The 23,328-nt window shown below is 63.1% G+C and carries 20 protein-coding genes; 15 read left to right on the top strand and 5 right to left on the bottom strand.

The features are described 5' to 3' along the window. The 5 genes from kdpA (at position 1) to E2K99_RS19265 (ending at position 8,248) form a co-directional block, all read left to right on the top strand. A complete protein-coding gene (gene kdpA, locus E2K99_RS19285; protein WP_039787004.1) occupies positions 1-1,782 on the top strand; it encodes a potassium-transporting ATPase subunit KdpA in 1,782 nt (593 codons plus the stop codon). 61 nt (positions 1,783-1,843) lie between these two features. Next, the gene (gene kdpB / locus E2K99_RS19280) at positions 1,844-4,039 is read left to right on the top strand and encodes a potassium-transporting ATPase subunit KdpB (RefSeq protein WP_121043716.1); all 2,196 of its coding nucleotides are present in this window, start codon (positions 1,844-1,846) and stop codon (positions 4,037-4,039) included. Between the two features lie 29 nt (positions 4,040-4,068). Continuing rightward, positions 4,069-4,680 carry a potassium-transporting ATPase subunit KdpC gene (gene kdpC, locus E2K99_RS19275; protein WP_121043713.1) on the top strand — a complete coding sequence of 204 codons (612 nt, stop codon included), beginning with the start codon at positions 4,069-4,071 and terminating at the stop codon, positions 4,678-4,680. A 91-nt stretch (positions 4,681-4,771) separates the two neighbouring features. After that, positions 4,772-7,528: a sensor histidine kinase gene (locus E2K99_RS19270; RefSeq protein WP_134223242.1), complete on the top strand. Its 2,757-nt coding sequence runs from the start codon at positions 4,772-4,774 to the stop codon at positions 7,526-7,528. A 9-nt stretch (positions 7,529-7,537) separates the two neighbouring features. Continuing rightward, positions 7,538-8,248 carry a response regulator gene (locus tag E2K99_RS19265; RefSeq protein WP_039787013.1) on the top strand — a complete coding sequence of 237 codons (711 nt, stop codon included), beginning with the start codon at positions 7,538-7,540 and terminating at the stop codon, positions 8,246-8,248. An 18-nt stretch (positions 8,249-8,266) separates the two neighbouring features. Here the strand turns inward: E2K99_RS19265 and E2K99_RS19260 are convergent, their stop codons facing one another. The 3 genes from E2K99_RS19260 to E2K99_RS19250 all read right to left on the bottom strand — a co-directional run bounded on the left by E2K99_RS19260 (position 8,267) and on the right by E2K99_RS19250 (position 10,288). Continuing rightward, positions 8,267-8,863 carry a hypothetical protein gene (locus E2K99_RS19260; protein WP_240733766.1) on the bottom strand — a complete coding sequence of 199 codons (597 nt, stop codon included), beginning with the start codon at positions 8,861-8,863 and terminating at the stop codon, positions 8,267-8,269. Between the two features lie 105 nt (positions 8,864-8,968). Beyond that, entirely contained in the window at positions 8,969-9,376 is a 408-nt protein-coding gene (locus tag E2K99_RS19255; protein WP_134223241.1) for a hypothetical protein, read from the bottom strand. A gap of 48 nt (positions 9,377-9,424) precedes the next feature. Beyond that, the gene (locus tag E2K99_RS19250; RefSeq protein ID WP_134223240.1) at positions 9,425-10,288 is read right to left on the bottom strand and encodes a TorF family putative porin; all 864 of its coding nucleotides are present in this window, start codon (positions 10,286-10,288) and stop codon (positions 9,425-9,427) included. 325 nt (positions 10,289-10,613) lie between these two features. Here E2K99_RS19250 and E2K99_RS19245 point away from each other — a divergent pair, with 325 nt between their 5' ends. The 5 genes from E2K99_RS19245 to E2K99_RS19225 all read left to right on the top strand — a co-directional run bounded on the left by E2K99_RS19245 (position 10,614) and on the right by E2K99_RS19225 (position 16,247). After that, on the top strand, positions 10,614-13,400 hold the full coding sequence (locus tag E2K99_RS19245) for a type VI secretion system Vgr family protein (RefSeq protein ID WP_134223239.1): 2,787 nt from the start codon (positions 10,614-10,616) through the stop codon (positions 13,398-13,400). After that, entirely contained in the window at positions 13,318-14,301 is a 984-nt protein-coding gene (locus E2K99_RS19240; RefSeq protein ID WP_240733765.1) for a hypothetical protein, read from the top strand. Before E2K99_RS19245 ends, E2K99_RS19240 begins: the two co-directional genes overlap by 83 nt. Beyond that, positions 14,240-14,905: a hypothetical protein gene (locus E2K99_RS19235; protein ID WP_240733764.1), complete on the top strand. Its 666-nt coding sequence runs from the start codon at positions 14,240-14,242 to the stop codon at positions 14,903-14,905. The genes E2K99_RS19240 and E2K99_RS19235 overlap by 62 nt, the downstream gene beginning before the upstream one ends. A gap of 117 nt (positions 14,906-15,022) precedes the next feature. After that, complete coding sequence (locus E2K99_RS19230) at positions 15,023-15,628, top strand: hypothetical protein (RefSeq protein ID WP_240733763.1); 606 nt, start codon at positions 15,023-15,025, stop codon at positions 15,626-15,628. A 70-nt stretch (positions 15,629-15,698) separates the two neighbouring features. After that, positions 15,699-16,247 (top strand): hypothetical protein, encoded by a 549-nt coding sequence (locus E2K99_RS19225; protein ID WP_134223238.1) that lies wholly within the window; start codon positions 15,699-15,701, stop codon positions 16,245-16,247. On the opposite strand, the gene E2K99_RS19220 is transcribed toward E2K99_RS19225, so the two are convergent. Continuing rightward, the gene (locus tag E2K99_RS19220; RefSeq protein WP_134223237.1) at positions 16,248-17,042 is read right to left on the bottom strand and encodes an enoyl-CoA hydratase; all 795 of its coding nucleotides are present in this window, start codon (positions 17,040-17,042) and stop codon (positions 16,248-16,250) included. Positions 17,043-17,080: 38 nt separating this feature from the next. Beyond that, complete coding sequence (locus E2K99_RS19215) at positions 17,081-17,845, bottom strand: GntR family transcriptional regulator (protein ID WP_085946179.1); 765 nt, start codon at positions 17,843-17,845, stop codon at positions 17,081-17,083. 339 nt (positions 17,846-18,184) lie between these two features. Here E2K99_RS19215 and E2K99_RS19210 point away from each other — a divergent pair, with 339 nt between their 5' ends. From E2K99_RS19210 to hydA, 5 genes are all read left to right on the top strand, one after another. Further along, on the top strand, positions 18,185-19,225 hold the full coding sequence (locus E2K99_RS19210; RefSeq protein WP_166675085.1) for an ABC transporter substrate-binding protein: 1,041 nt from the start codon (positions 18,185-18,187) through the stop codon (positions 19,223-19,225). Positions 19,226-19,258: 33 nt separating this feature from the next. Continuing rightward, on the top strand, positions 19,259-20,074 hold the full coding sequence (locus E2K99_RS19205) for an ABC transporter permease (protein WP_034330553.1): 816 nt from the start codon (positions 19,259-19,261) through the stop codon (positions 20,072-20,074). Between the two features lie 31 nt (positions 20,075-20,105). Continuing rightward, on the top strand, positions 20,106-20,897 hold the full coding sequence (locus tag E2K99_RS19200; protein ID WP_134223235.1) for an ABC transporter ATP-binding protein: 792 nt from the start codon (positions 20,106-20,108) through the stop codon (positions 20,895-20,897). A gap of 11 nt (positions 20,898-20,908) precedes the next feature. Then, positions 20,909-21,637 carry a maleate cis-trans isomerase family protein gene (locus E2K99_RS19195; protein WP_039787027.1) on the top strand — a complete coding sequence of 243 codons (729 nt, stop codon included), beginning with the start codon at positions 20,909-20,911 and terminating at the stop codon, positions 21,635-21,637. Between the two features lie 120 nt (positions 21,638-21,757). Then, on the top strand, positions 21,758-23,182 hold the full coding sequence (gene hydA / locus E2K99_RS19190) for a dihydropyrimidinase (RefSeq protein WP_134223234.1): 1,425 nt from the start codon (positions 21,758-21,760) through the stop codon (positions 23,180-23,182). The last annotated feature ends 146 nt before the right edge of the window (positions 23,183-23,328 follow it).

Here is a 23,328-nt window from a genome sequence, read left to right as displayed (position 1 = left end):
ATGGACAGCAACAATTATTTCCAGCTCGGCCTCTACCTGGCCGTCCTGCTGGTCCTCTCCCTGCCGCTGGGCTGGTACATGGCCCGCGTGATGGAAGGCAAGTCCCGCGTGAACCGTCTTTTCGGCGGCATCGAACGCGTCTTCTATCGCCTCTGCGGCATCAGCCGCGAGCACGAGATGGACTGGAAGCAGTACGCCATCGCGGCCGTGCTGTTCAATTTCCTGGGCCTGATCGTGGTCTACCTGCTGCAGCGCGTGCAGCAATGGCTGCCGCTGAACCCGGCCGCGCTGGCCAACGTCAGCCCGGATTCGTCCTTCAACACGGCGCTCAGTTTCGTCACCAATACCAACTGGCAGGGCTACGTGGGTGAAGCCACCATGAGCTACCTGACCCAGATGGCCGCACTGGCCGTGCAGAACTTCCTGTCGGCCGCCACCGGGATCGCCATCGCCTTCGCCCTGATCCGTGGCTTCGCCCGCCACAGCAGCAAGGGCATCGGCAACTTCTGGGTCGACATGACCCGCAGCACGCTGTACGTGCTGCTGCCGCTGTCGGTGGTGTTCGCGCTGGTACTGGTGCAGCAGGGCAGCATCCAGAACTTCCGTGCGTATCAGGACGTGAAGACGCTGGAAGTGACCAACTACACCGTGCCCAAGCTGGATGCCGCAGGCCAGCCCCTGAAAGATGCCAAGGGCGAACCGGTGACTGAAGCGCAAAGTACCGACAAGCAGACCTTGCCCATGGGCCCGGTGGCATCGCAGGAAGCCATCAAGATGATCGGTACCAACGGTGGTGGCTTCTTCAACGCCAACTCGGCGCACCCGTATGAGAACCCGACGCCGCTGACCAACTTCCTGCAGATGCTGGCCATCCTCATCATCCCGGCAGCACTGTGCACCAGCTTCGGTGTGCTGGTCGGCGACCGTCGCCAGGGCTGGGCCATCCTGGCCTCGATGACGATCCTGTTCGTGGTGTTGACGCTGGTGCTGATGTACGCCGAGTCGCAGCCCAATCCCATGCTCGCTTCGCTGCACGCCTCCGGCCCCGGCATGATGGAAGGCAAGGAGACCCGCTTCGGCATCCCGGCCTCGGCGCTGTTCGCCTCCATCACCACGGCCGCTTCCTGCGGTGCGGTCAATGCCATGCATGACTCGCTCTCGCCGCTGGGCGGACTGGTGCCGATGCTGCAGATGCAGCTGGGTGAAGTGGTGTTCGGCGGGGTCGGCTCGGGCCTGTACGGCATGCTGATCTTTGCGGTGCTGGCGGTGTTCATCGCGGGCCTGATGATCGGCCGTACGCCTGAATACCTGGGCAAGAAGATAGGCGTGTTCGACATGAAGATGATGTCCATCGCCATCCTCATGACCCCGGCGCTGGTGCTGATCTTCACGGCCCTGTCGGTGATGGTGGAAGCGGGCCTGGCCGGTATCGCCAACCCCGGTGCGCATGGATTCTCGGAAATCCTTTACGCCTTCAGCTCGGCCGCCAACAACAACGGCAGCGCCTTTGCCGGGCTCTCGGCCAACACGCCGTACTACAACATCACCACCGGCATCTGCACCTGGCTGGGCCGCTTCGGCATCATCGTGCCGGTGCTGGCCATGGCCGGTTCGCTGGCCGGCAAGAAGCGCCTGGCCGCCACCTCCGGCACGCTGCCCACGCATGGCCCGCTGTTCGTGGCGCTGCTGATCGGCGCGGTGATCCTGGTCGGTGCCCTGACCTATGTGCCGGCGCTGGCGCTGGGACCGGTGGTCGAGCACCTGCAGATGATGGCGATGTAAATGATTGGATGGATTCCGCCGGGCACTGCGCCCGGTGGAGCAACCCGCAACGGATACCCTTATGACTACCCCTTCCAGCAATACTCCGGCCAGCAGCACCCAAGCCGTGCCGGCCGATGCCATTCCTTCCGCCGCGCAGACTGCGCGCTGGATGTTCGATCCCAAGATCGTCAAGCCGGCCCTGGCCGATTCCTTCCGCAAGCTGTCGCCGCGCGTGCAATGGCGCAATCCGGTGATGTTCGTGGTCTACCTCGGCAGCATCCTGACCACGCTGCTGTTCATCCAGGCCATCACCGGCAAGGGTGAAGCCCCGGCTGGTTTCATCTTCGCCGTCGCTGCCTGGCTGTGGTTCACGGTGCTCTTCGCCAACTTCGCCGAGGCCCTGGCCGAAGGCCGCAGCAAGGCGCAAGCCGCCGCCCTGCGTGGCGTCAAGAAGAGCGTGATGGCCAAGAAGCTGCGCAGCAGCGACCAGACACGCGGTGGCGTCGCCGCTGCCGCCGCCCAGTGCGAAGTGGTCGAAGGCGGCAGCCTGCGCAAGGGTGACCTGGTGCTCATCGAAGCGGGCGATACGGTACCCGCCGATGGCGACGTCATCGAAGGCGTGGCCACTGTCGACGAGAGTGCCATCACCGGCGAATCGGCCCCGGTGATCCGCGAATCCGGCGGCGACTTTTCGGCCGTCACCGGCGGCACGCGCGTGCTGTCGGACTGGATCGTGGTGCGCGTCTCGGTCAATCCGGGTGAAGCTTTCCTGGATCGCATGATCGCCATGGTCGAAGGCGCACGTCGCCAGAAGACCCCCAACGAACTGGCGCTGACCCTGCTGCTGGTGGCACTGACGCTGGTGTTCCTGCTGGTGACGGTGACCCTGCTGCCGTTCTCGATCTTCTCGGTCACTGCCGCCGGTGCTGGCTCGCCGGTCACGGTGACGGCGCTGATCGCCCTGCTGGTGTGCCTGATCCCGACCACCATCGGCGGCCTGCTCTCGGCCATCGGCGTGGCCGGCATGAGCCGCATGATGCAGGCCAACGTGATCGCCACCTCCGGCCGTGCGGTGGAAGCCGCCGGTGACGTCGACGTGCTGCTGCTGGACAAGACCGGCACCATCACCCTCGGCAATCGCCAGGCCGCCGCCTTCATGCCGGCACCGGGCGTGGCCGAGCGCGAACTGGCCGATGTCGCCCAGCTGGCCTCGCTGGCCGATGAAACGCCGGAAGGCCGCAGCATCGTGGTGCTGGCCAAGAACCGATTCAACCTGCGCGAACGCGAGATGGCCAACCTGGGCGCGGAATTCATTCCCTTCTCGGCCCAGACCCGTGTCTCCGGCATCGACATCGGCAATCGCCGCATCCGCAAAGGCGCTGCCGACGCCATCCGCAAGCTGGTGCGCTCGGCCGACCAGCGCCTGCCGGCCCAGGTGGAAAGCGATGTGGAAGCCATCGCCCGCCGTGGCGGCACACCGCTGGTGGTGATCGAATGGAACAACGAGGCGGCCGTCATCAACCAGGGCGCACCGATCCGCATCCTCGGTACGGTGGAGCTGAAGGACATCGTCAAGGGCGGCATCAAGGAACGCTTCGGCGAACTGCGCCGCATGGGCATCAAGACCATCATGATCACCGGCGACAACCGCCTGACCGCCGCGGCCATCGCCGCTGAAGCCGGGGTCGATGACTTCCTCGCCGAAGCCACGCCGGAACAGAAGCTGGCCCTGATCCGCCAGCACCAGGCCGAAGGCAAGCTGGTGGCCATGACCGGCGACGGCACCAACGACGCCCCGGCGCTGGCTCAGGCCGACGTGGCCGTGGCCATGAACAGCGGCACCCAGGCGGCCAAGGAAGCCGGCAACATGGTCGACCTCGATTCCAATCCGACCAAGCTGATCGAGATCGTCGAGATCGGCAAGCAGATGCTGATGACCCGCGGCAGTCTCACCACCTTCAGCATCGCCAATGACGTGGCCAAGTACTTCGCCATCATCCCGGCCATGTTCGTGGCCAACTATCCGCAGTTGGGCGCGCTCAACGTGATGCGCCTGACCAGTCCCGATTCGGCCATCATGTCAGCGGTGATCTTCAATGCGCTGGTGATCGTGGGACTGATCCCGCTGGCCCTGCGTGGCGTGCGCTATCGCGCGCTGGGTGCCGCCGTGCTCCTGCGCCGCAACCTGCTGATCTATGGCGTGGGTGGCTTGCTGGTGCCGTTCGTGGGCATCAAGCTGATCGACCTGCTGCTGACCGCCTTCGGTCTGGTCTGAACCCGATTACGACTCTCAAGGAAAGTCACATGAAAACCTCGACTCCCCATCCGCTGCGTCCGGCCATCACGCTTTTCATCCTGTTGGGCGTGTTGCTGGGCGGCCTGTATCCGTTGCTGGTGACCGGTCTGGCGCAAGCCTTCTTCCCGCAGCAGGCCAATGGCAGCCTGATCGAACGCCAGGGCCAAGTGGTCGGCTCGGAACTGATCGGCCAGAACTTCACCAGTCCGGCTTATTTCTGGGGCCGCCCCTCGGCCGCTGGTACCTTCCCCAACAATGGCATGGCCTCCGGCGGCAGCAACCTGGGCCCGACCAACCCGGCCCTGAAGCAGGCCGCTGAAGACCGCGCCAAGGCCTTGCAGGAAGCCGATCCGGACAACAAGGGTGCGATTCCCATTGACTTGCTGACGGCCTCGGCCAGCGGCCTGGATCCGCACATCAGCCCGGCCGCGGCCGAGTACCAGGCCGGTCGCGTCGCCCGTGCGCGTGGCATCACGGTGGAGCAGGTGCGTGCGCTGGTGCGCGTCAACAGCGAGGCGCCGCAATGGGGCTTGTTCGGTGAACCGCGCGTCAATGTGCTCAAGCTGAACCTGGCGCTGGATGCGGCCGCACCCATGCCCAAGACGGAAGCGGCCAAGTAAGCCCTTCGCTGTCTGCAGGATGGCCGGTGGCACGCAACCCGCGTGCCACCGGCTTTTTGCCACTACAATGCAGCAACCCTGAACGCCCGATATGAACACCCGCCCCGATCCCGACGACCTGCTGGAACGCGTGATGCGCGACGAAGAGCGCCAGGCGCGCGGCCGCCTGAAGATCTTCTTCGGCTTCTCGGCCGGTGTCGGCAAGACCTTCGCCATGCTGGAAGCCGCCCAGACGCTGGCTGCACAAGGCACGGACGTGATCGCCGGCGTGGTCGAGACCCATGGCCGCGCCGAGACAGAGGCCCAGCTTGCCGGCCTCACGCGCCTGCCCATGCGCATGGTGCCTTACCGCGATCGCCAGTTGCCCGAGTTCGACCTGGATGCCGCGCTGGAGCGCAAGCCCGGCGTGATCCTGGTCGACGAACTGGCGCACTCCAACGTGCCCGGCTCGCGCCATGCCAAGCGCTGGCAGGACATCGATGAACTGCTGCGTGCCGGCATCGATGTCTACACCACCCTCAACGTGCAGCACATCGAAAGTCTCAACGACGTGGTCGGCCAGATCACCGGCATCCGCGTCTTCGAGACGGTGCCCGATCATGTCTTCGATGAAGCCGACGATGTCATGCTGGTGGATATTCCGCCCGATGAATTGCTGGCCCGCCTGCAGCAGGGCAAGGTCTACCTGCCGCAGCAGGCCGAGAAGGCCGGGCGCAATTTCTTCCGCAAGGGCAACCTGATCGCGCTGCGCGAGATTGCCTTGCGCCGTACCGCCGACCGGGTCGACGCCGACATGCGCCAGTACCGCGCCGACCGCTCCATCGCCCAGCTGTGGCAGGCGCGCGAGCGCATCGTGGTGGCGGTCGGCAGCGGTGCCGGCGAGGAACGCCTGATCCGCGAAGCGGCCCGGCTGGCTGCGAAGCTGCAGGCCGAATGGCTGGCGGTTCACGTCGACCTGTCGGGCCAGCGTCAGGCGATGGAGGCGCGCGAACGCGTGGTCTCCTATCTGAAACTGGCGCAATCCCTGGGCGCGGAAACGGCCAGCATCAGCGGTGAGGAATTGTCCGCCGCGTTGCTGCAATTCGCCCGCAGCCGCAATGCCGGCAAGCTGGTGATCGGCCAGGAGGAGGGCGGCCTGCGCCACTTGCTGCGCTGGCCGCGCGGTACTCTGGCCCAGCGCATCGCGCGTAGCGGTGGCGAGATCGACCTCTACACCATCGCCCGCAGCCGCACCCGCGTGCCGCAGGAACAGGCCCGCACCGACAGTGCGGCCAGCGCCGCCGAAGCCCTGCTCACGCGTCGCCGCCGCACGCGTGGCACGCTGTGGGCCGTGGCCAGTTGCATGGCCACCACGACGCTGGCCTTCGTGCTCGATGGCAAGCTGCATCCGGCCAACGTCATCATGCTGTACCTCGTCGGTGTGATGCTGGTGGCGATGCGCTATGGCCGCGCGGCTTCGGCGCTGGTGTCGGTGCTGTCCGTGTTGTCCTTTGATTTCTTCTTCGTCGATCCGCGTTTTTCCATCACGGTGTCGGACGCGCAATACCTGCTGACGCTGGCGGTGATGCTGGCGGTGTCGCTGTTCATCAGCTCGCTCACGGCGCGCCTGCGCCGCCAGGCCAGCGTGGCCATGCAGCGCGAAGGACGTGCCGCCAATCTCTACATGCTGGGCAAGGAATTGTCGGCGCTGCTGACCCTGGACCAGATCCTGGAAATCGGCCGCCGCCATCTGGCCGCCGTGTTCGGGGCGCGCATCGCCTTCTTCCTGCCCGACAGCGCCGACCAGTTGCGCCTGGCCGAGCCCGAGCAGGACAGCGGCGGCCCGCACGTCCTCAAAAGCGTGGACGCGGGCGTGGCGCAATGGGTCTACGACAACGGCCAGGCCGCCGGCAAGGGCACGGCCACCTTGCCCTCCGCAGCGGCGCTGTACCTGCCGCTGACGGCCACCATGCGCACGCGTGGCGTGCTGGCCTTTGCCATCGAAGGCGCGAGTGAAGAGGAGCGCCAGCTGGCTGCCGCGCAACTGGCCCTGCCCGAGAATCGCCAGATGCTGGAAATCTTCTGCTCGCAGATCGCCATGGCCATCGAGCGCCTGCACTATGCCGAGGTGGCCCAGGATGCGCTGGTGACCATGGAATCGGAACGCCTGCGCAATTCGCTGCTCTCGGCCATCTCGCATGACCTGCGCACGCCGCTGACCTCGCTGGTGGGCAGTGCCGACGTGCTGGCTGCCAACGAGCGCCTGGATGAGGATGCCCGCGCCATGGCGCGCACCATCAGCGAACAGTCGCAGAAGATGGTCGGGCTGATGAACAACCTGCTGGACATGGCGCGCCTGCAGGCAGGCGTGGTGACCTTGAATCGCCAATGGAATGCATTGGAAGAATTGACCGGCTCGGCCCTGCGCCTGCTCTCCAAAGCACTGGAAGGACGCCAGGTGGAAACGCGCATCGCACCCGACCTGCCGCTGTTGCGCGTCGATGCGGTATTGCTGGAACGCGTGCTGGCCAACCTGGTGGAAAACGCCATCAAGTATTCGCCCGCCGGCAGCCCCATTGCCATCAGTGCGCACGTGGAGGACAGCGATGGCCAGCCTCAGGTCAAGGTCTGCGTGAGCGATCACGGGCGCGGCTTCCCGCCGGCCATGACGCAGCACGCCTTTGAAAAATTCACGCGCGGTGACAATGAATCGTCCACCCCCGGCGTCGGCCTGGGCCTGGCGATCTGCCGCGCCATCATCGAGGCGCACCAGGGCCGCATCTGGATCGCGCCGCAGGAAGCCGGGCAGGGCGCGACCGTCTGCTTCATGCTGCCGGTGGAAACGCAACCCGCCCTGCCGGAGGAATAAGGACACCCCATGCAAGAACACGCAGGCAACATCGTCTTCATCGAAGATGATCCGCACATCCGCAAACTGGTCAGGAGTGCGCTCGAACAGGAGGGCTTCATCGTCCACGAAGCCAAGAGCGCACGTGAAGGCGTCACCGAAGCCGGGACCCGCAAGCCCGACCTCATCATCCTCGACCTCGGTTTGCCCGATGGCGACGGCAAGCAGGTCATCAGCGAGATCCGCAACTGGAGCAGCGTGCCCATCGTGATCCTCTCGGCCCGCACGCAGGAGTCCGAGAAGGTGGAAGCGCTCGACGCCGGTGCCGACGACTACCTGGTCAAGCCCTTCGGCATGCCTGAACTGCTGGCCCGCATGCGTGCGCAACTGCGCCGCCATGCGCGCGCCTCGGGTGCAGGGCAGTCCAGCGGGCGCTATCGGCTTGGGGATGTGGTGGTGGACCTGCCGGCCCGCAGCGTGAGCCGCAACGGCGAGGCGCTGCATCTGACGCAGATCGAATATCGTCTGCTGGCCACCCTGCTGCGCGATGCCGGGCGCGTCATCACGCACCGGCAATTGCTGGTGGCCGGATGGGGTCCTTCGCATGCGGAGGATGGCCACTACCTGCGCATCTACATGCAGCGCCTGCGCCAGAAACTGGAACGCGATGCGGCCCAGCCGGTGCACATCCTCACCGAAATCGGCGTGGGCTATCGGGTAGCCGATGTGGTGGCCGAATGAAACTGCAGTGAACCGGCCTCAGGGCCAGTTCAGCAGCGGCAGGGCCAGTACCACCATCACGATGCAGCCCAGATTGAGCAGCAGACGCTGGCGCTTGAGCACGAACGAGAGCAGCCACGCCCCGGCCAGAAAGACGATGAAGTTGGCCAGGTATTGCTTGCCCGCAGCGGCCACCGGCAACTCCGGCGCATCGGCCAGTCCGGAGAATTTCCAGGCGCAGACCAGGGCGGCCAGCACGGCGCAGTTGAAATAGGTATTGACGGTCGGGAAGCTTTCTTCCAGATGATCGGAGACCTCCACGCTCTCGCAGCGGCCTTCGCGATAGAGCGCTTCCAGCCAGTGCCGCTCACCACGCCAGCGATAGAGCAGGGTGCCGTCTTCGCGCGTCTCCTGGGCATGGGGTGTGCCGAGCCGCGTGTTCATGAAGTCAGGTGCGGTGTTGCGCCATTCGGCGGTCTGCGCGGCGCGGAAGCGCTGTTCCAGCGCGCGCGCCTTGCGGCGTCGGCCCAGTTGCTTCAGGGCCAGCTGGGCCAGGGCCAGGGAATTGAACAGGTAGATCCACTGCAGGATGGTGGCGTAGTCGGCTTGCATGGGCAGGTCGGTCAGTAGGGGCATCGATAAGGATGCCGCATCTTGCCGTCAGCCCGCCTGATTGTCCAGCCCGGCTGTGCGCTCAGCAAGGGAATGCCCGCCGGACGGCGGTTCTAGCGCGATATGAACCTAAAGATCCCCCCAGATATCAATCTGGCGGCGGATCTGCCCGGTGCGTGCATCGCAGATGAAGAGAACTTCCCGCAGGGCATGCCGCACCACGTAGCGGAAGTATTCTTGGTCGGTGCGAGCCACGAATTCCTCGCTCTCGATCTTGCCGGGCATGAAGGCACTGATCTGCTGTCGGCACTCGTCGCGGTGCTGCAGGGCCTGCCGCGAGGGGCCGTAGTCTTCCGGCGCGCGGTAGGGCGCAACGGCCTGCGTGAGCGGCGCGATGCTGGCGCAGAGCACGAAGATCAGCAGCGCCACCAGCACGCAGCGATAGCGGCGGCGCTGGGCGGTACGCAGGAACAGATGGCGCGGCGAGAGCGGGTGGAGGCGATCCTCGCCACGTTTCCAGTGCAGACGGCTACGCATGATGATGCACCTCCTTGTGATGTTCTCTTGTCAGAAGACGGACAGGGCTCAGAAGCTCTTGTTGACCGAAGCGATCCACTGGTTGCTGCCGATGTTCTTGCCGCGCAGGGTGTAGCCGGCGTCGGGCGCATTGCTGCCGGTCCAGGCCAGCCCCAGCACGTAGCCGGAGAAGTCGCGCGTGAGGCCCAGCTTCCAGTCGGTATAGGAGAGGTTGGAAGCATTGGAGCCGGTATAGCGCTGGCGGCCGATGTGGGCCAGTCCGGTGATGCCGGCAAAGAGTTCATGCGTCACGGACAGGTCGGCATAGGTGCTGCCGCGCGTATCGGCATTGCCGAAGGTATTGCCGGTGCTGTACGAATACTTGAAGGCGATCCACTTGGCATCCACGCCGAGGTAGACCTCGGTGGTATCGGGCTTGGTCATGCCGGTCGGATAGCTGCCGGGATAGGCGTAGTGCAGCACGCCGATGTCGCCGGTGAGCCAGTCGGTGAGCGCCGGTTTCCAGCCGCCGTAGAGATCGGCTTCGAGGCTGGCGGAGGCGGCCGGGTTGGTATCCGAGATCCAGCTGATGTTGGACATCCAGACACCGGCATAGAGGCCATTGTCATGGTTCAGGTCGAAGCCGCCTTGCAGTGCCGGTTTCTGGTTGGTCTGGGTAGTGCCACGGAAAACGTACTGGCTGACGATGCCGATGTTGCCGGCCAGGTGCAGCGGGGAGGCGCTGGCCTCCGGGGTGGTGGGTGCGGCTTCCTGCGCCTGGGCCGGAGCGATCACGGCGATGGCCAGCAGCGCGCCGGCGGCGGCCAGGGTGGCGAGACCGGCCAGTTGCGCATTGCGCAGTCGACGCTGGCCCAGCGGTGCCATGTCTTGCTGTGCGGGATCCTGGATGTGTTGTTGGGTGCGGCGATTCATGATGCTGGTGGCTCCGTGGTTGAAGAGCCGCAAGCTTAGATTTTGATGCGTTTAATCCGGGTAAAACTTTGCTGCCGGACTGTAAACGTCGCGTAAAGGCGGAGCGTCATTCCTGAGCGCCGGTAATCACTTGCATGGAAGTACTCCGCTCTTTTGCCATACATCAAAACGCCGGCGCGCTGCCTCGAAATTTTTTGTTGTGCGTCCGAAGGAATTTCTAAGTTTTCCTGATTTGTCCCGGCGACTGATCTTTTCACGACTGATCGGTCGCATATTCCTGCCCTTGCGCTTGCATGCCGCTTGCGCTGTTCTGGCAGGAGCTTGTATGGACGCACCCCCGATATCAATCCGGACATCGATTCCGACCACGGCCGAGGCCTTCCGGCAATGTGTCTCCGAGCCGCAGCATCGGCGTTTCATGCGCCTGCGCTTTCCCCATGGGGATGGCCCGGATGTGCCCTTGCTGGTGCAGCGGCTCGATGCCGAGGAGTCGCTCTCGCGTGACTTTTCCTTTGTCGTGGAGCTGCTCACCGATGATGCGCATCTGCCCCTCAAGTCCATGATGGGCAAGCTGCTGGTGATCGAGCTGGTGCGGGAAGATGGTCACCTGCGTTACTTTTCCGGGTACGTGTTCGCGTTCTCCCGGCAACGCGCCGATGGGGCGGTGGTGGTCTACGAAGCGCAGCTGGGGCCCTGGTTCAGGCTGCTCTCCTGGCGGCGCGATCACCATCTTTTCCATGACAAGACCCTGCATCAGCAGACTGCCGACATCTTCGCCGACTACCCGCTGCATGCGCGCTGGCAGTGGCAGGTCAGCAGTGGCGATGCCACCATGACCGACGCCTTCCAGTACGGTGAGAGCGATCACAACTACCTGAGCCGCCGTTGGGAAGCCGCCGGCTGGCACTACTGGTACGAGCACGATGCCAGCGGCCATACCCTGATCGTGGGCAGCGACAGTTGCCAGCAAGCCGCCATCGATGGCGAACAAAGCGTGCGCTTCCACGCGAACGGCGGCAGTGCCGAAGACGATGCCATTGACTGCTGGTCGCCGCAGCGCGAGATGGCGGCGAGCAGCGTGGTGCTGGGCAGCTTCGATTTCAAGTCGCCGACACCGCGCTGGATGGAGGTGCCGACGCTCAATCGACAGGGCGGGGCACCGTCCATCGAGCACTATCTCTACACCGGCCACCATGGCTATCGTGACAGGGACGATGGCGATGCGCAGAGCCGCTTGCGGATCGAGGAGATCGAGGCCCGTGCGCGGCAGGTGGAAGGGCAGGGCAACTGTCGCGCCATGATGCCGGGGCGCTGGTTCCGGCTGGTGGGGCATGTCGAGTGTGCGCGCTTTGGCAGGTCATCGTCCCAGGGGCAGGACGAGTTCCTGATTCTGAGCGTCCGTCATCGCATCCACAACAATTACTTTCCTCTGGCGGCGCAGGATGCCGTGCCTCCTTACCGCAACGAATTCCGCTGCATGCGCCGCCAGATCCCCTGGCGTCCAGGTCCCGGCTACAACAGCCACGTGCCCATTGCACGTGGCGCACAGACCGCTACGGTGGTGGGCGTGCCGGGGCAGCCGGCGCTGTGGACCGATGAATACGCACGGGTCCGCGTGCAATTCCACTGGGATCGCGAGGGGCGTCATGACATCGCCAGTTCCGCCTGGATCCGCGTGGCCAGTCCCTGGGCGGGTGCGCAGCTGGGCGCGCTGGCCTTGCCCCGGGTTGGCGCGGAAGTGCTGGTGCAATGGATGGATGGCAATCCGGACCGGCCCGTCATCGTGGGTAGCCTCTACAACGCTGACCATCTGCCGCCTTGGGCGCTGCCTGCACAGCGCGCGCTGACCGGCCTGCGCAGCCGCGAGCTCACCGACGATGGCGGCAACCGTGCACTCGGCCGCAGCAACCATCTGATTCTCGACGACACGGCGGGCCGCCTGCAGGCGCAGTTCAGGAGCGACCAGTACCACAGCCAGCTGTCGCTGGGCCACCTGTGCCGCATTGAGGACCAGCAAGGCCGCCAGGAGGCACGCGGCCAGGGATGGGAATTGCGCACCGATGCCTGGGGAGTGCTGCGGGCCGGACGCGGGATGCTGGTTACCACCGAAGCGCGGCCCCGAGCGCGCCGCCACGCCAAGGACCTGGGCGAGACCCTGGCGCGATTGGTGCGCGCTCGCCAGGAGCAGCAGGCACTGGCGCGTCTTGCACAGCAGGCATCTGCGCAGGAGGCCGATGCGCAGCAGGCGCAGGTAGCCGCCGCCTTGCATGCGCAGAACCAGGCCCTGCGTGGCAAGGATGGGCCGGATGAGGAGGAGGGTTTTCCGGAACTGGCCACGCCGCTGCTGGTGCTGGCCAGCCCGGCCGGCATTGCGGCCACCAGCGGACAGGATATGCATCTGGCCAGCACGGCAGACACGGCGGTCACGGCTGGCCGCCACATTGCCCTCAGTGCGGGCGGCGGCTTCTTTGCCAGCGTGCGCGAGAGTTTGCGGCTGTTCGTGCAGAAGGCCGGGCTGCGCCTGGTGGCGGCTGCCGGGGACATTGATTTGCGCGCGCTATCGGACGGCATTCATCTGCTGGCCAAACTGAAGATCACGCAGACCGCCGATGAAATCGTCCTCAGCGCGCATCAGCGCATTCTGCTCAATGGCGGCGGCAGTTATGTGCGGCTGGATGCGCAGGGTATAGAACTGGGGACGCGGGGGCAGTTTCAGGTGCGGGCGAGCGTGAATCACTTTGAGAGCGGGAATGCGATGCCGGTGCCGCAGGTGGAGGGGGCGGGGATGGCGGTGTTTGATGAGCGCTTCAGATTGGTGGATGAGCTCAAACGACCGCTAAAGAACGTCCGCTACCGCGCTCGTAGCAGCAGCGGAAAAACCTGGGAGGGTAGGAGCGATGTCCAAGGATGGACACCGTATTTCAGTACTGATCGGCCGGAAAATCTGGAGATCGAGATTTTGCATGAGGTAGAGGAGGAGACAAATGATGCAGGCGTTGATGCAGAAAAAGAAAAGGAAGAAAAGGAGGTTGAGCCGCAAGGTCGCCAAGAGCGCCGGGACGACGAATCGGACGGAGGGGTCTGGCGTCGAGGTAATCGTACACAAGGATGATGCCGGCGAATGGATCAAACCGGCGACTGGAGAAATTTTTTATATCGATGAGGATGCGCTATTTCCAGACTTGGAATTTGAATTCATGACTGATGTCCCGGGACCTTATGTGTGGAAATGGGGGATGATCTGGAGCGCTCAGGTAAGCAGCCTGAGCGAAAAGGCGAGAGGGAGAACTGTCAAGAATTTCAGCAAGTCAGGAACTTTTACGCAGGACGAAAGACACTGGGATGCCCGGAAAATTGGCGCTGTTATTGGCGGCACGCTGAGGGTAGTCGTACAGGTCGGTCAAAGGGAATTCATCCGAACGGTAAAGGTGTTGGCAAAGCAGCCCGGTGCGGATCGCATCAAAGCCTACCTTCGGACTTGCGATGAGCCACTGATGGAGAGGTTGATCCAACAGGAGTCCCAGTTCAAGCACGTCATCAACAAGGACCTGGAGCCCATTGTTGCCGGAGATAGAGGGTTTGGTGTGGTTCAGCTTACCAACCCCATGCCGAGTTATTCGCAGATATGGAGCTGGAAAGAAAACGTCGATGCCGGGATTGCCCTGCTGCGGAAGAAGCGGGCTGCAGCAAAAAGAGATTTTGAAAAAGAAAAGCCTGTTTCATACACAGATGAGATGCTGGATACGGAAACTATCACGCGATGGAATGGCGGAAAGTACCACGAATGGGATCAAGACAAGAAGAAGTGGGTCCGTCAGAAAAGCATCCTGTGTGATACGAAGACGGGAAATATCGGATGGGATATGACGCTGGAGTCGAATTCCGGAAAAACGGAAAGTGAACTGCACGACCGAGATAAATTGACTTATTCAAAGATGAAGGCGGGACAAGATGAAGAACATGCTTGGAAATATTCGGGAGTTTGTTATGCGGACCATATCGCTGCGAAATAAAATTTTTATTCTCTTGTTGCTCCTGCCGTGGTCTCCCTTTGCAGGAGAGCTTCCCAAGATCAGTGAAAAAATCCTTTCTCAATATCGCGAGCAATCCAAAGAGGGAAATCCGCCATGGAAATATGTGCTGGTTCATGCGGACGGTTCGGAGGCGAATACCGGTAGTTCGCTGCGGCCAGTCTATTTGCTCAACATCAGCGCAGACCCTGCGAGCAACTTGATTTCTTCACCCGAGATCGACAAGCTCGTCAAGGGGGATTTCAGCCTGGAACTTCAATCCGACACGCTCCTGAGTCAGGGGCAGACGGACTACATCGTTCTTGCCATGTCACGACCTGCACAAAACAACCCACGCTATGTCCCCTGCATGATAGGCGCTGGCGAGGATCGAGCCTATCTGTTGGCCATCTCTTCGGGAACGCTGAAGGTCGTCAACCGATTCTTCGGAGGCTGTGCAATCAGTTATGAGGTGATAAGAGAGGGCGCTGAGCTTGGATACCGTGTTATCGAGGAGGGACAGACACGTCGAACGGTGCGCTACATGTTGCGTGGCGATGACGTCGTCAGGGAGCCTGACTATCGCAAGACAGGCGACTCAAAATGAACCTGCTCTCTCGGAACCTGATTCATAGATTTTCAAATCGATCCTGTATGCGCAGCATTGATGTGGACGCTTCGGAATTCAATAATTAATTTTAGAACTACGGGACAGGAGCTTTGTATGCGTATCAGTTTCAAGACGGTGTGTTTCGGGATGATCTTCTTGTTGGGAGTGGCGAGCGCTTGTTCTGCGGTCGTGTTACCAGAAGAGAAATTGGCGAAAATAAGAAAAACGCATTTCTTGCGTAGTGATGGGCTTCCGCAATACGCCTTTGTGTATGACGACGGTGGTAACTGCTGCGAGATGCCGCCGCTAAAGCCGGTGTATTTGCTTAATCTGCTGGTCCATGGGCCTCATGAGCTGCTGTTTTCGGAAGAGATCAATGCCTTGCTCAGCAAGAAATTCATCCTGGAGATCGATAACGATAGTCTCATCCGATCAGGCAAGACACATTACGTCGTAATGACCATCGCTCCTCCGGAGCAACAAAGCGACGCCAATCCGCGCTGCTCAAGTGGCGAACCGGAGAAGAAGGCTTATCTTCTCAAACTGACCAGGTCCAAGGTGGACATCATTCATCGCAACATGCTTGGCTGCGACACAGGCTACTCCATGGTGATGGATGGAAAGCCACTCGGCTATGAGGTGAATCATGTCGGCGAACCAGTGGAGTTTTTGCGCGTGCGTGACGGAAAAGTGATTCGTCAGATCATGCCTGTGGAGTAGCGCGGACTACCTGCAGAAAGAGCGCTCGCCTCTCACTTGACTCGCCCTGATGACAAGAAGGAAGTTCCTCATGTTCACCCCGCCGAACCTCGACATTGAATCCATCCCCGACGATTTCATCCGCGCCGTCCTCTATCCCTTCGCCATGGCCGACTACGATGGCGCGCAAGCCATCCGCCTGAGTGCGGTGCCGGATTCCGATGTGCTGCACGGCCTCCCCATCGACCTGGTCAACGAGGCATTGTCGGCAGCCCAGGAGGCGGGCCTGATCGAGAGGGTGGAAGAACGCCCCGGTGCCATCCCCATGACCCCGCTGGGCAAGAAGAAATTCTTGCTGGTGCGCGACGGTTTCTACGATCACGATGCCATCGACGATCTGCGCCGCATCCTTGCAACGCTGGACCTGCGTGCCTTGCGCCTTTCCGGTGACTATCGCCAGCACCGGCAGAGCTGCACGGCGCTGGCTGCTTGTCCGGATCAGCCTTGCCCGCGCACGGGCCGCTGGCTCGCCAGGCGGCTGGCGCAACGGCAATGCGAATTGCGCGAAGGGGATGCCATGCCCTTGCCCGAAGTGGACGCGCAGGACCGGCCCGTTTTCTGGTATCTGATGAAGACCTGATCAATCTCCCCGGCCAGCCCAGTTGGGCGGCCGCTTCTCCAGAAACGCCTGTATCCCCTCCATCGCCTCCGCATCCATGATGTTGCAGGCCATCACCTCGGCTGCATGCGCATAGGCATCGGGCAGCGCCATCATCTGCTGGCGGTACACCATGGCCTTGCCGCGCGCAATCGAGATGGCAGGCTTGCTGCAGATCTCGTGCGCCAGCGCTTCGGTGGCCGCATCGAGTTCATCCGCACGCACCGCCTGGTTGATGAGCCCCCATTGCGCGGCCGTGTCGGCATCGATGAATTTGCCGGTCACCAGCATTTCGAAGGCGCGCTTGATCGGCAGGTTGCGCGTCAAGGCCACCGCCGGGGTGGAACAGAATAAACCGACGTTGATGCCCGAGACCGCAAAGCGCGCAGCCTCGCTGGCCACTGCCAGGTCGCAGGCCGCCACCAGCTGGCAGCCGGCTGCCGTGGCCAGTCCCTGTACCTTGGCGATGACCGGCACCGGCAGCGCGCGCAAGGATTGCATCAGGTGGCTGCAACGATCAAACAATTGCTGGTAATACGCCTGCTCGGGCGTGGCGCGCATCTCGCGCAGGTCATGGCCGGCGCAGAAGGCGCGGCCGTTGGCGGCCAGGATCACGCAGCGTACCTGCGGGTCCTGCGCCAGCGCATCGAGCTGCGCCTGCAAGGCCTCCAGCATCGCCTCGGAGAGCGCATTGAATTGCGCCGGCCGGTTCAGGGTGAGGGTGGTGATGCCCTGGGCGTCATGGCGCAGCAACAGGTCCTGGCTTGCGTCTTGCATGGTGTCTCCTCCATTGGTGATGGGCGCCGTGTGTTGCCTTACACCATGCCCAGCAATGCCTCCAGATCTTCGTCCTCGCCCTGCGGCGCGGACATGTCGAGCACGCTTTCAATGTGATGCAGGTGCGCCAGCATGGTCGCCACGGCGTCTTCGGTGCGGCCGGCGGAGATGGCGTCGATGATGTCGCCATGGTCGTCGTGGGTGCAGGCCGGTACCGTCGGCGAATCGTACAGCACGATGATGAGACAGGTCAGCGATGCCAGCTCGCGCATCATCTTGCTCATCACCGGGTTGTCCACCATGTCGGCGATGCGGATGTGGAATTCGCCCGAGAGCCGGATGATGGCGCGCCGGTCATTGCTGGCGCGTGCCTGCGCTTCTTCGGCCACGTGGGCCCGCAGCAGCGCAATGTGTTCGGGACGCGTGTGTTCGCACAGGTGACGCAGCAGCGCCGGTTCCAGCAGGCGGCGCGCGGCAAAGATGTTGCGCGCTTCTTCCGGCGTCGGGCTGGCCACAAAGGCGCCGCGATTGGGGATGGTCGTGATCAGGCCTTCATGCGCCAGCCGCGCCAGCACCTCGCGCACCCGCGTACGGTTCACGCTGAAGATGCCGGCCAGCTTCTCCTCGACCAGCTTGGTGCCCGGCGTGAGGCGGTGTTCCATGATGGCGCCGACGATGCGCTCATAGATGGCATCACCCGCCAGCGGGCGCACGCTGAAGGCCTGGCCGGGCAGCGGGCTGGTGTCCGGATGCTCGTGCTTGCTGGTTTTCTTGCGGGGGCTGCTGGCGGAAGTCGGGCGCATGGGTCTCTGTGATGACATGGGTTTGCCCGTCATGATAGCGGAAAATTGTGGGAATGGATTGTCACAAAATTGGGTAATGAATGTTGCAATCTTGCGGGGCGGATTTGTGCGCCGGCGTGGCTGGATTGGATTGCTTTGGTGCGTGCGCTCTCGTTTCTCGTCGGCAATTGAAGTCGGAAAATTCTATGGAAAAGCGCTTTGCAAAAGGGGTTTGGGACGATTTCCCAAACCGTGCGACAGGCGTTTTTCAAGCTGGCACAGGCTTTGCATAAACGGTGGCAATAGAAAACAGGATTGTCACAAAATAATTCGTTCCGATTGTCCACCTGGGAGAAAACCATGCAACAGCAAGTCCGCAAGTCCCCCTCCGGCCTGTTCTTCAAGGCGCTTGCCCTGGCCGGCCTCGTGGCCTGCAGTACCTTGGGCGCCGGTTCGGCCATGGCCCAGGCCAAGCCCAAGATCAAGCTGGCCTATGCCAAGTGTGCGCACTGCATGTCCATGGCCATGGTGCCGGGGCTGGCGCAGAACGTGGAGATCGAAGGCATCAACTTCACCGCCGGCAGCGATGCGCTGACTGCGCTGGTCTCCAAGAGCGTGGACATCGCCCAGGTCACCTACCTGGCCTATGTCAGCGGTCTGGACAAGGGCTTCGATCTGGTGGCCGTGTCGGGCCAGGTCAACGGTGGCTCGGAGATGCTGGTCGGCAAGGACAGCAAGCTGGCCTCGGATGACTGGGCCGGTCTCAAGAAGCTGATCGCGCAATACAAGGCCGAAGGCAAGCCCTTCCGCATCGCCGCCTCGCGCGGCAATGCGCAGGACCTGCACATGCGCGGCGAACTGGCCGGCCACGGCATCGATCCGTCCAAGGACGTGCAGTTCGTCAACATCCCCAATCCCTCGGACCACGCCGCCGCACTCTCGCGCGGCGAGGTGGAACTGATCTGCTCGGTCGAACCCTTCGCGTCGCAGATCCGCATGACCGGGGTTGGCAAGCATTTTGCGTATCCGTATGACCAGGCGGCGGGGCGTCTGACCAACCTGATCGTCACCCGTTCGGATGTCATCAAGGAGCATCCGGCCGAGGTCAAGGAAACCGTGGCCGCCGTGGTCAAGCTGGTGGATGGCCTGCAGAAGGACAAGCAGGGCTGGATCAACAGCATCGTCAAGGGCACCGGCCTGGATCCCAAGATCGCCACCGAAGCCCTCAACAATGCCTATCCCGACTACCGCATGTACCGCACGCAAACCAAGGCCATCGCCGGGATGATGAAGGACCTGAAATATGTTTCTACCGACGTGTCTGCGCTGGCCGAGAAGAACATGGACTACAGCTTCCTGATGAGCGTGACCGGCAAGCCCAAGACCGAACTCGGTTATTGATTCAAGACGATACTAGCCCCCCAAGGAATGATCATGAGCGGATGGAAGCAATCCCTGTCGGAAGCCAAGTGGCGCTTTGCGGTGCCACTGTTGCTGGTGCTGTTCTGGGAGGCCTTCTCCCGCTCGGGCGTGATTCCGGCGTCGCTGCTGCCGGCACCCTCGCGGGTGTTTGCTACCTGGATGGACTGGATCTTTGGCATCAATGAAGCGGCCCAGGACAGCAGCGGCAAATGGATCTACGACGCCATGGCCAGTTGCCTGCGCGTGACCGCCGGCTACCTCATCGCGGCGCTCTCGGGCATCGCCCTGGGCGTGGCCATCGGCTGGTGGCGCTGGGTCGAGCGCACCATCGAACCGACGGTGCAGATGCTGCGGCCGATTCCGCCGGTGTCGTGGATTCCGCTGGCTATCATCTGGTTCGGCATTGCCAACAAGCCGGCCATCTTCCTGGTGTTCCTGGGGGCCTTCTTCCCGATCCTGATGAATACCGTCCACGGCGTCAAAACCGCCGACCGCAATCTGCTGCGCGCAGCCGCCATGGCCGGTGCCAAGCAGAGCCAGCTGCTGCGTTTCGTGATCCTGCCGGCGGCCATGCCCAGCATCTTTGCGGGCCTGCGCATCGGCATCGGCAGCGCCTGGATGCTTACCGTCACCGCCGAGATGGTGGCCGTCAAGAGCGGGCTCGGCTATGCGCTGTGGGATTCGTATTACTTCCTGCGCTATGACCTGGTGATCGCGGCCATGATCAGCATCGGCCTGCTGGGCTTCCTGGCCGACTGGATCCTCAAGCAGATCATGCATTCCATGCTGCGCTGGCAGCACGTGGCCACCGTGCAGGGCAAGGCCTGAGCACGCATTCAACCCTCAAGGACATCGCATCATGGCATTCATCGAATTGAACGATATCGTCAAGGTCTTCAAGGACCGCAAGCGCGGCACCGACATGCTGGCCATCGACCACGTGAGCCTGCGTCTGGAGAAGAAGGAATTCCTCTGCCTGCTCGGCCCCTCCGGTTGCGGCAAGTCCACGCTGCTGAACATGATCGCCGGTTTTGAATTCCCGACCAGCGGCGTGGTCACGGTGGCCGGCAAACCCATCACCGGCCCCGGCGCGGATCGCGGCATGGTGTTCCAGCAGGCCAACCTCATGCCCTGGCTGCCGGTGTGGGACAACGTCGCCTTCTCGCTCAAGCTGCAGGGCAGGAGTGCGGCCGAGCGGCGCGCGGCGGCCCAGCCCTTCATCGAGACGGTCAAGCTCAAGGGCTTCGAGAACCACTATCCGAGCGAACTCTCGGGCGGCATGGCGCAGCGTGTCGGCATTGCCCGCGCGCTGTTGCAGAACCCCTCGGTGATCCTGATGGACGAACCCTTCGCCGCCCTCGATGCGCAGACCAAGATGGAAATGCAGGAAGAACTGGTGGCCCTGTGGCAGCGCTACGAGGGCACCATCGTCTTCGTCACCCACAGCGTCGACGAAGCCCTGATCCTGGCCACCAAGGTGGCGGTGATGACGCATCGTCCTGGCCGCATGCGCGAGCTGATCGACATCGACCTGCCGCGTCCGCGCGATACCACCACGCCCGAATTCAACCAGTACAAACGCCACGTGCTGAGCCTGATCCGCGAGGAATCGGCGCTGGCCCATGCCGACGCTGCACTGCTTGCAGCCTGAAAGGAAAACCAATGATCCCCCGTACCCTGCTCGGCATGCTCACGCCGTCCTCCAATACCACGCTGGAGCCGGTCACCACCGCCATGCTGGCCGACATCCCGGAAGCCAGCGCCCACTTCGGCCGCTTCCGCGTGACCGAGATCGCGCTGTCCAACCAGGCGCTGGCGCAGTTCGATGACAGCGAAATCCTGCGCGCCGCCGAACTGCTCTCGCATGCCAAGGTCGGCAGCATCGCGTGGAACGGGACGTCCTCGGGCTGGCTGGGTTTCGATGCCGATGAGCGCCTGTGCCGCCGCATCACCGAAGCCACCGGCATCCCGGCCTGCACCTCGGTGCTGGCCTTGAACGAGATCTTCGATCTCACCGGGGTGAAACGCTTCGGGCTGGTCACGCCTTACCTAGACGACGTGCAGGCCGCCATCATCAAGAACTATGCGGCCTCGGGCCTGGAGTGCGTCTCCGAACGCCACCTGCGCAAGCAGGACAATTTCTCCTTCTCCGAAGTGGGCGCGCAAGAGCTGCGCGCCATGGTGCATGAGGTGGCCAAAGACAAGCCGCAGGCCATCACCATCTTCTGCACCAATCTGCGCGGCGCACCGCTGGTGGAAGAACTGGAGCGCGAGGTCGGCATCCCGATCTACGACACCATCTCCACCGTGGTCTGGAAATCGCTGCAGCAGGCCGGTGCCGATCCCTCGCGCATTCGCGGCTGGGGCAGCCTGTTCCGCGACGTGCGCTAACGCTCACGCCGGCGCGGGCACCGGCCGCACCGGCGGCCTCTTCCATTTTCAACTTCAGTCTCACGCCCCGGCGCATGCCGGCGGCGCGGGGTGAACCACGCTTGTTCGAAAGGAATACGGATGGACAGCTTTGACCTGGTGATCCGCAACGGCACCGTTGCGACAGCCTCCGACATCATGCAATGCGACGTCGGCATCAAGGACGGCAAGGTCGCCATGCTGGGACGGGGCCTGCCGCCCGGCCGCGAGGAGATCGATGCCAGCGGCAAGCTGGTGCTGCCCGGCGGCGTGGATGCGCATTGCCACCTGGACCAGCCGATGGAAGAGGGCCTGCGCATGGCCGATGATTTCCGCAGCGGCACCATCTCCGCCGCCTGCGGTGGCACCACCACGGTGATCCCGTTTGCGGCCCAGGCCAAGGGCGGCTCGCTGCGCGCGGCCGTGGAGGATTATCATCGCCGCGCCGAGGGCAAGGCGGTGATCGACTATGCCTTCCACATGATCGTCAGCGACCCCAGCGAGGAGGTCCTCAAGAACGAACTGCCGCAACTGGTGCGCGAGGGCTATACCTCCTTCAAGATCTACATGACCTATGACGATCTCAAGCTCAATGATCGCCAGATCCTCGACCTGCTGGCGCTGGCCCGCAGGGAGGGTGCGCTGGTCATGGTGCATGCGGAAAATGCCGACTGCATCAGCTGGCTCACCGAACAGCTGGAAGAGGCCGGCCTGACCGCGCCGAAGTATCACGCCCACTCGCGCCCGATGATGGTCGAGCGCGAAGCCACCCATCGCGCCATTGCGCTCTCGGAGCTGGTGGATGTGCCCATCCTGATCGTGCATGTCTCCGGCCGCGAGGCCATCGAACAGATCCGCTGGGCGCACGGCCACGGCCTGCGCATCCACGCCGAGACCTGCCCGCAGTACCTGGTGCTGACGGCGGATCACCTCGATGACGGCTACCACGGTGCCAAGTGCGTCTGCAGCCCGCCGCCGCGCGACAAGGCCAACCAGCAATACGTCTGGGATGGCCTGGCCAGCGGGCTGTTCACGGTCTTCTCTTCGGACCATGCGCCTTTCCGCTACGAGGATCCGCAAGGCAAGAAGCCGGGCGGCAAGGAGGTGCCGTTCCGCTACATTCCCAATGGCACGCCGGGACTGGAGACGCGCATGCCCATCCTGTTCTCCGAAGGCGTGGGCAAGGGCCGCATCGATCTCAACCGCTTCGTGGCCCTGACCGCCACCGATCCGGCCAAGATGTATGGCCTCTATCCGCGCAAGGGCACCATTGCCATCGGCAGCGATGCCGACATCGCCGTCTGGGATCCGCATCGCCAGGTCACGGTCAGCAACAGCATGCTGCATCACGACGTCGACTACACCCCCTATGAAGGCATGCAGCTGACCGGCTGGCCGGTGCTCACGCTCTCACGCGGCGAGATCGTCTGGCGCGATGGCGAGGTACTGGGCACACCGGGACGCGGGCAATTCCTCCCCTGCGGCTTGCCGGACCCGGCCCGGCCCAAGGTGCAGATTCCTGAATAACAGGAATTTATAAACAATTTATCGATTAATTGTCAGTTTGGCCTTTAGCGCGCGTGTTGCAAGCCGTAATGTGCATGGGGGGAGGATCGCCATGCATTGCCTGGCGGCAAGCTGGGGCCGCGTGGTCGTGTCATTCCCGCCAATGA

The organism is Herbaspirillum huttiense (assembly GCF_004367745.1).
In the GTDB taxonomy this organism is placed as follows: Bacteria; Pseudomonadota; Gammaproteobacteria; order Burkholderiales; family Burkholderiaceae_D; genus Herbaspirillum; species Herbaspirillum huttiense.
Note: the sequence above shows the minus strand (reverse complement) of the source record. Positions and strands in the feature narration are given on the sequence as shown.

Bases quoted from the DNA above. Each gene is read 5' to 3' on its own strand.
- kdpA (WP_039787004.1), top strand. From the start codon at position 1: ATGGACAGCAACAATTATTTCCAGCTCGGCCTCTACCTGGCCGTCCTG.
- kdpB (WP_121043716.1), top strand. From the start codon at position 1,844: ATGACTACCCCTTCCAGCAATACTCCGGCCAGCAGCACCCAAGCCGTG.
- kdpC (WP_121043713.1), top strand. From the start codon at position 4,069: ATGAAAACCTCGACTCCCCATCCGCTGCGTCCGGCCATCACGCTTTTC.
- E2K99_RS19270 (WP_134223242.1), top strand. From the start codon at position 4,772: ATGAACACCCGCCCCGATCCCGACGACCTGCTGGAACGCGTGATGCGC.
- E2K99_RS19265 (WP_039787013.1), top strand. From the start codon at position 7,538: ATGCAAGAACACGCAGGCAACATCGTCTTCATCGAAGATGATCCGCAC.
- E2K99_RS19260 (WP_240733766.1), bottom strand. From the start codon at position 8,863: ATGCCCCTACTGACCGACCTGCCCATGCAAGCCGACTACGCCACCATC.
- E2K99_RS19255 (WP_134223241.1), bottom strand. From the start codon at position 9,376: ATGCGTAGCCGTCTGCACTGGAAACGTGGCGAGGATCGCCTCCACCCG.
- E2K99_RS19250 (WP_134223240.1), bottom strand. From the start codon at position 10,288: ATGAATCGCCGCACCCAACAACACATCCAGGATCCCGCACAGCAAGAC.
- E2K99_RS19245 (WP_134223239.1), top strand. From the start codon at position 10,614: ATGGACGCACCCCCGATATCAATCCGGACATCGATTCCGACCACGGCC.
- E2K99_RS19235 (WP_240733764.1), top strand. From the start codon at position 14,240: ATGAAGAACATGCTTGGAAATATTCGGGAGTTTGTTATGCGGACCATA.
- E2K99_RS19230 (WP_240733763.1), top strand. From the start codon at position 15,023: ATGCGTATCAGTTTCAAGACGGTGTGTTTCGGGATGATCTTCTTGTTG.
- E2K99_RS19225 (WP_134223238.1), top strand. From the start codon at position 15,699: ATGTTCACCCCGCCGAACCTCGACATTGAATCCATCCCCGACGATTTC.
- E2K99_RS19220 (WP_134223237.1), bottom strand. From the start codon at position 17,042: ATGCAAGACGCAAGCCAGGACCTGTTGCTGCGCCATGACGCCCAGGGC.
- E2K99_RS19215 (WP_085946179.1), bottom strand. From the start codon at position 17,845: ATGCGCCCGACTTCCGCCAGCAGCCCCCGCAAGAAAACCAGCAAGCAC.
- E2K99_RS19210 (WP_166675085.1), top strand. From the start codon at position 18,185: ATGCAACAGCAAGTCCGCAAGTCCCCCTCCGGCCTGTTCTTCAAGGCG.
- E2K99_RS19205 (WP_034330553.1), top strand. From the start codon at position 19,259: ATGAGCGGATGGAAGCAATCCCTGTCGGAAGCCAAGTGGCGCTTTGCG.
- E2K99_RS19200 (WP_134223235.1), top strand. From the start codon at position 20,106: ATGGCATTCATCGAATTGAACGATATCGTCAAGGTCTTCAAGGACCGC.
- E2K99_RS19195 (WP_039787027.1), top strand. From the start codon at position 20,909: ATGATCCCCCGTACCCTGCTCGGCATGCTCACGCCGTCCTCCAATACC.
- hydA (WP_134223234.1), top strand. From the start codon at position 21,758: ATGGACAGCTTTGACCTGGTGATCCGCAACGGCACCGTTGCGACAGCC.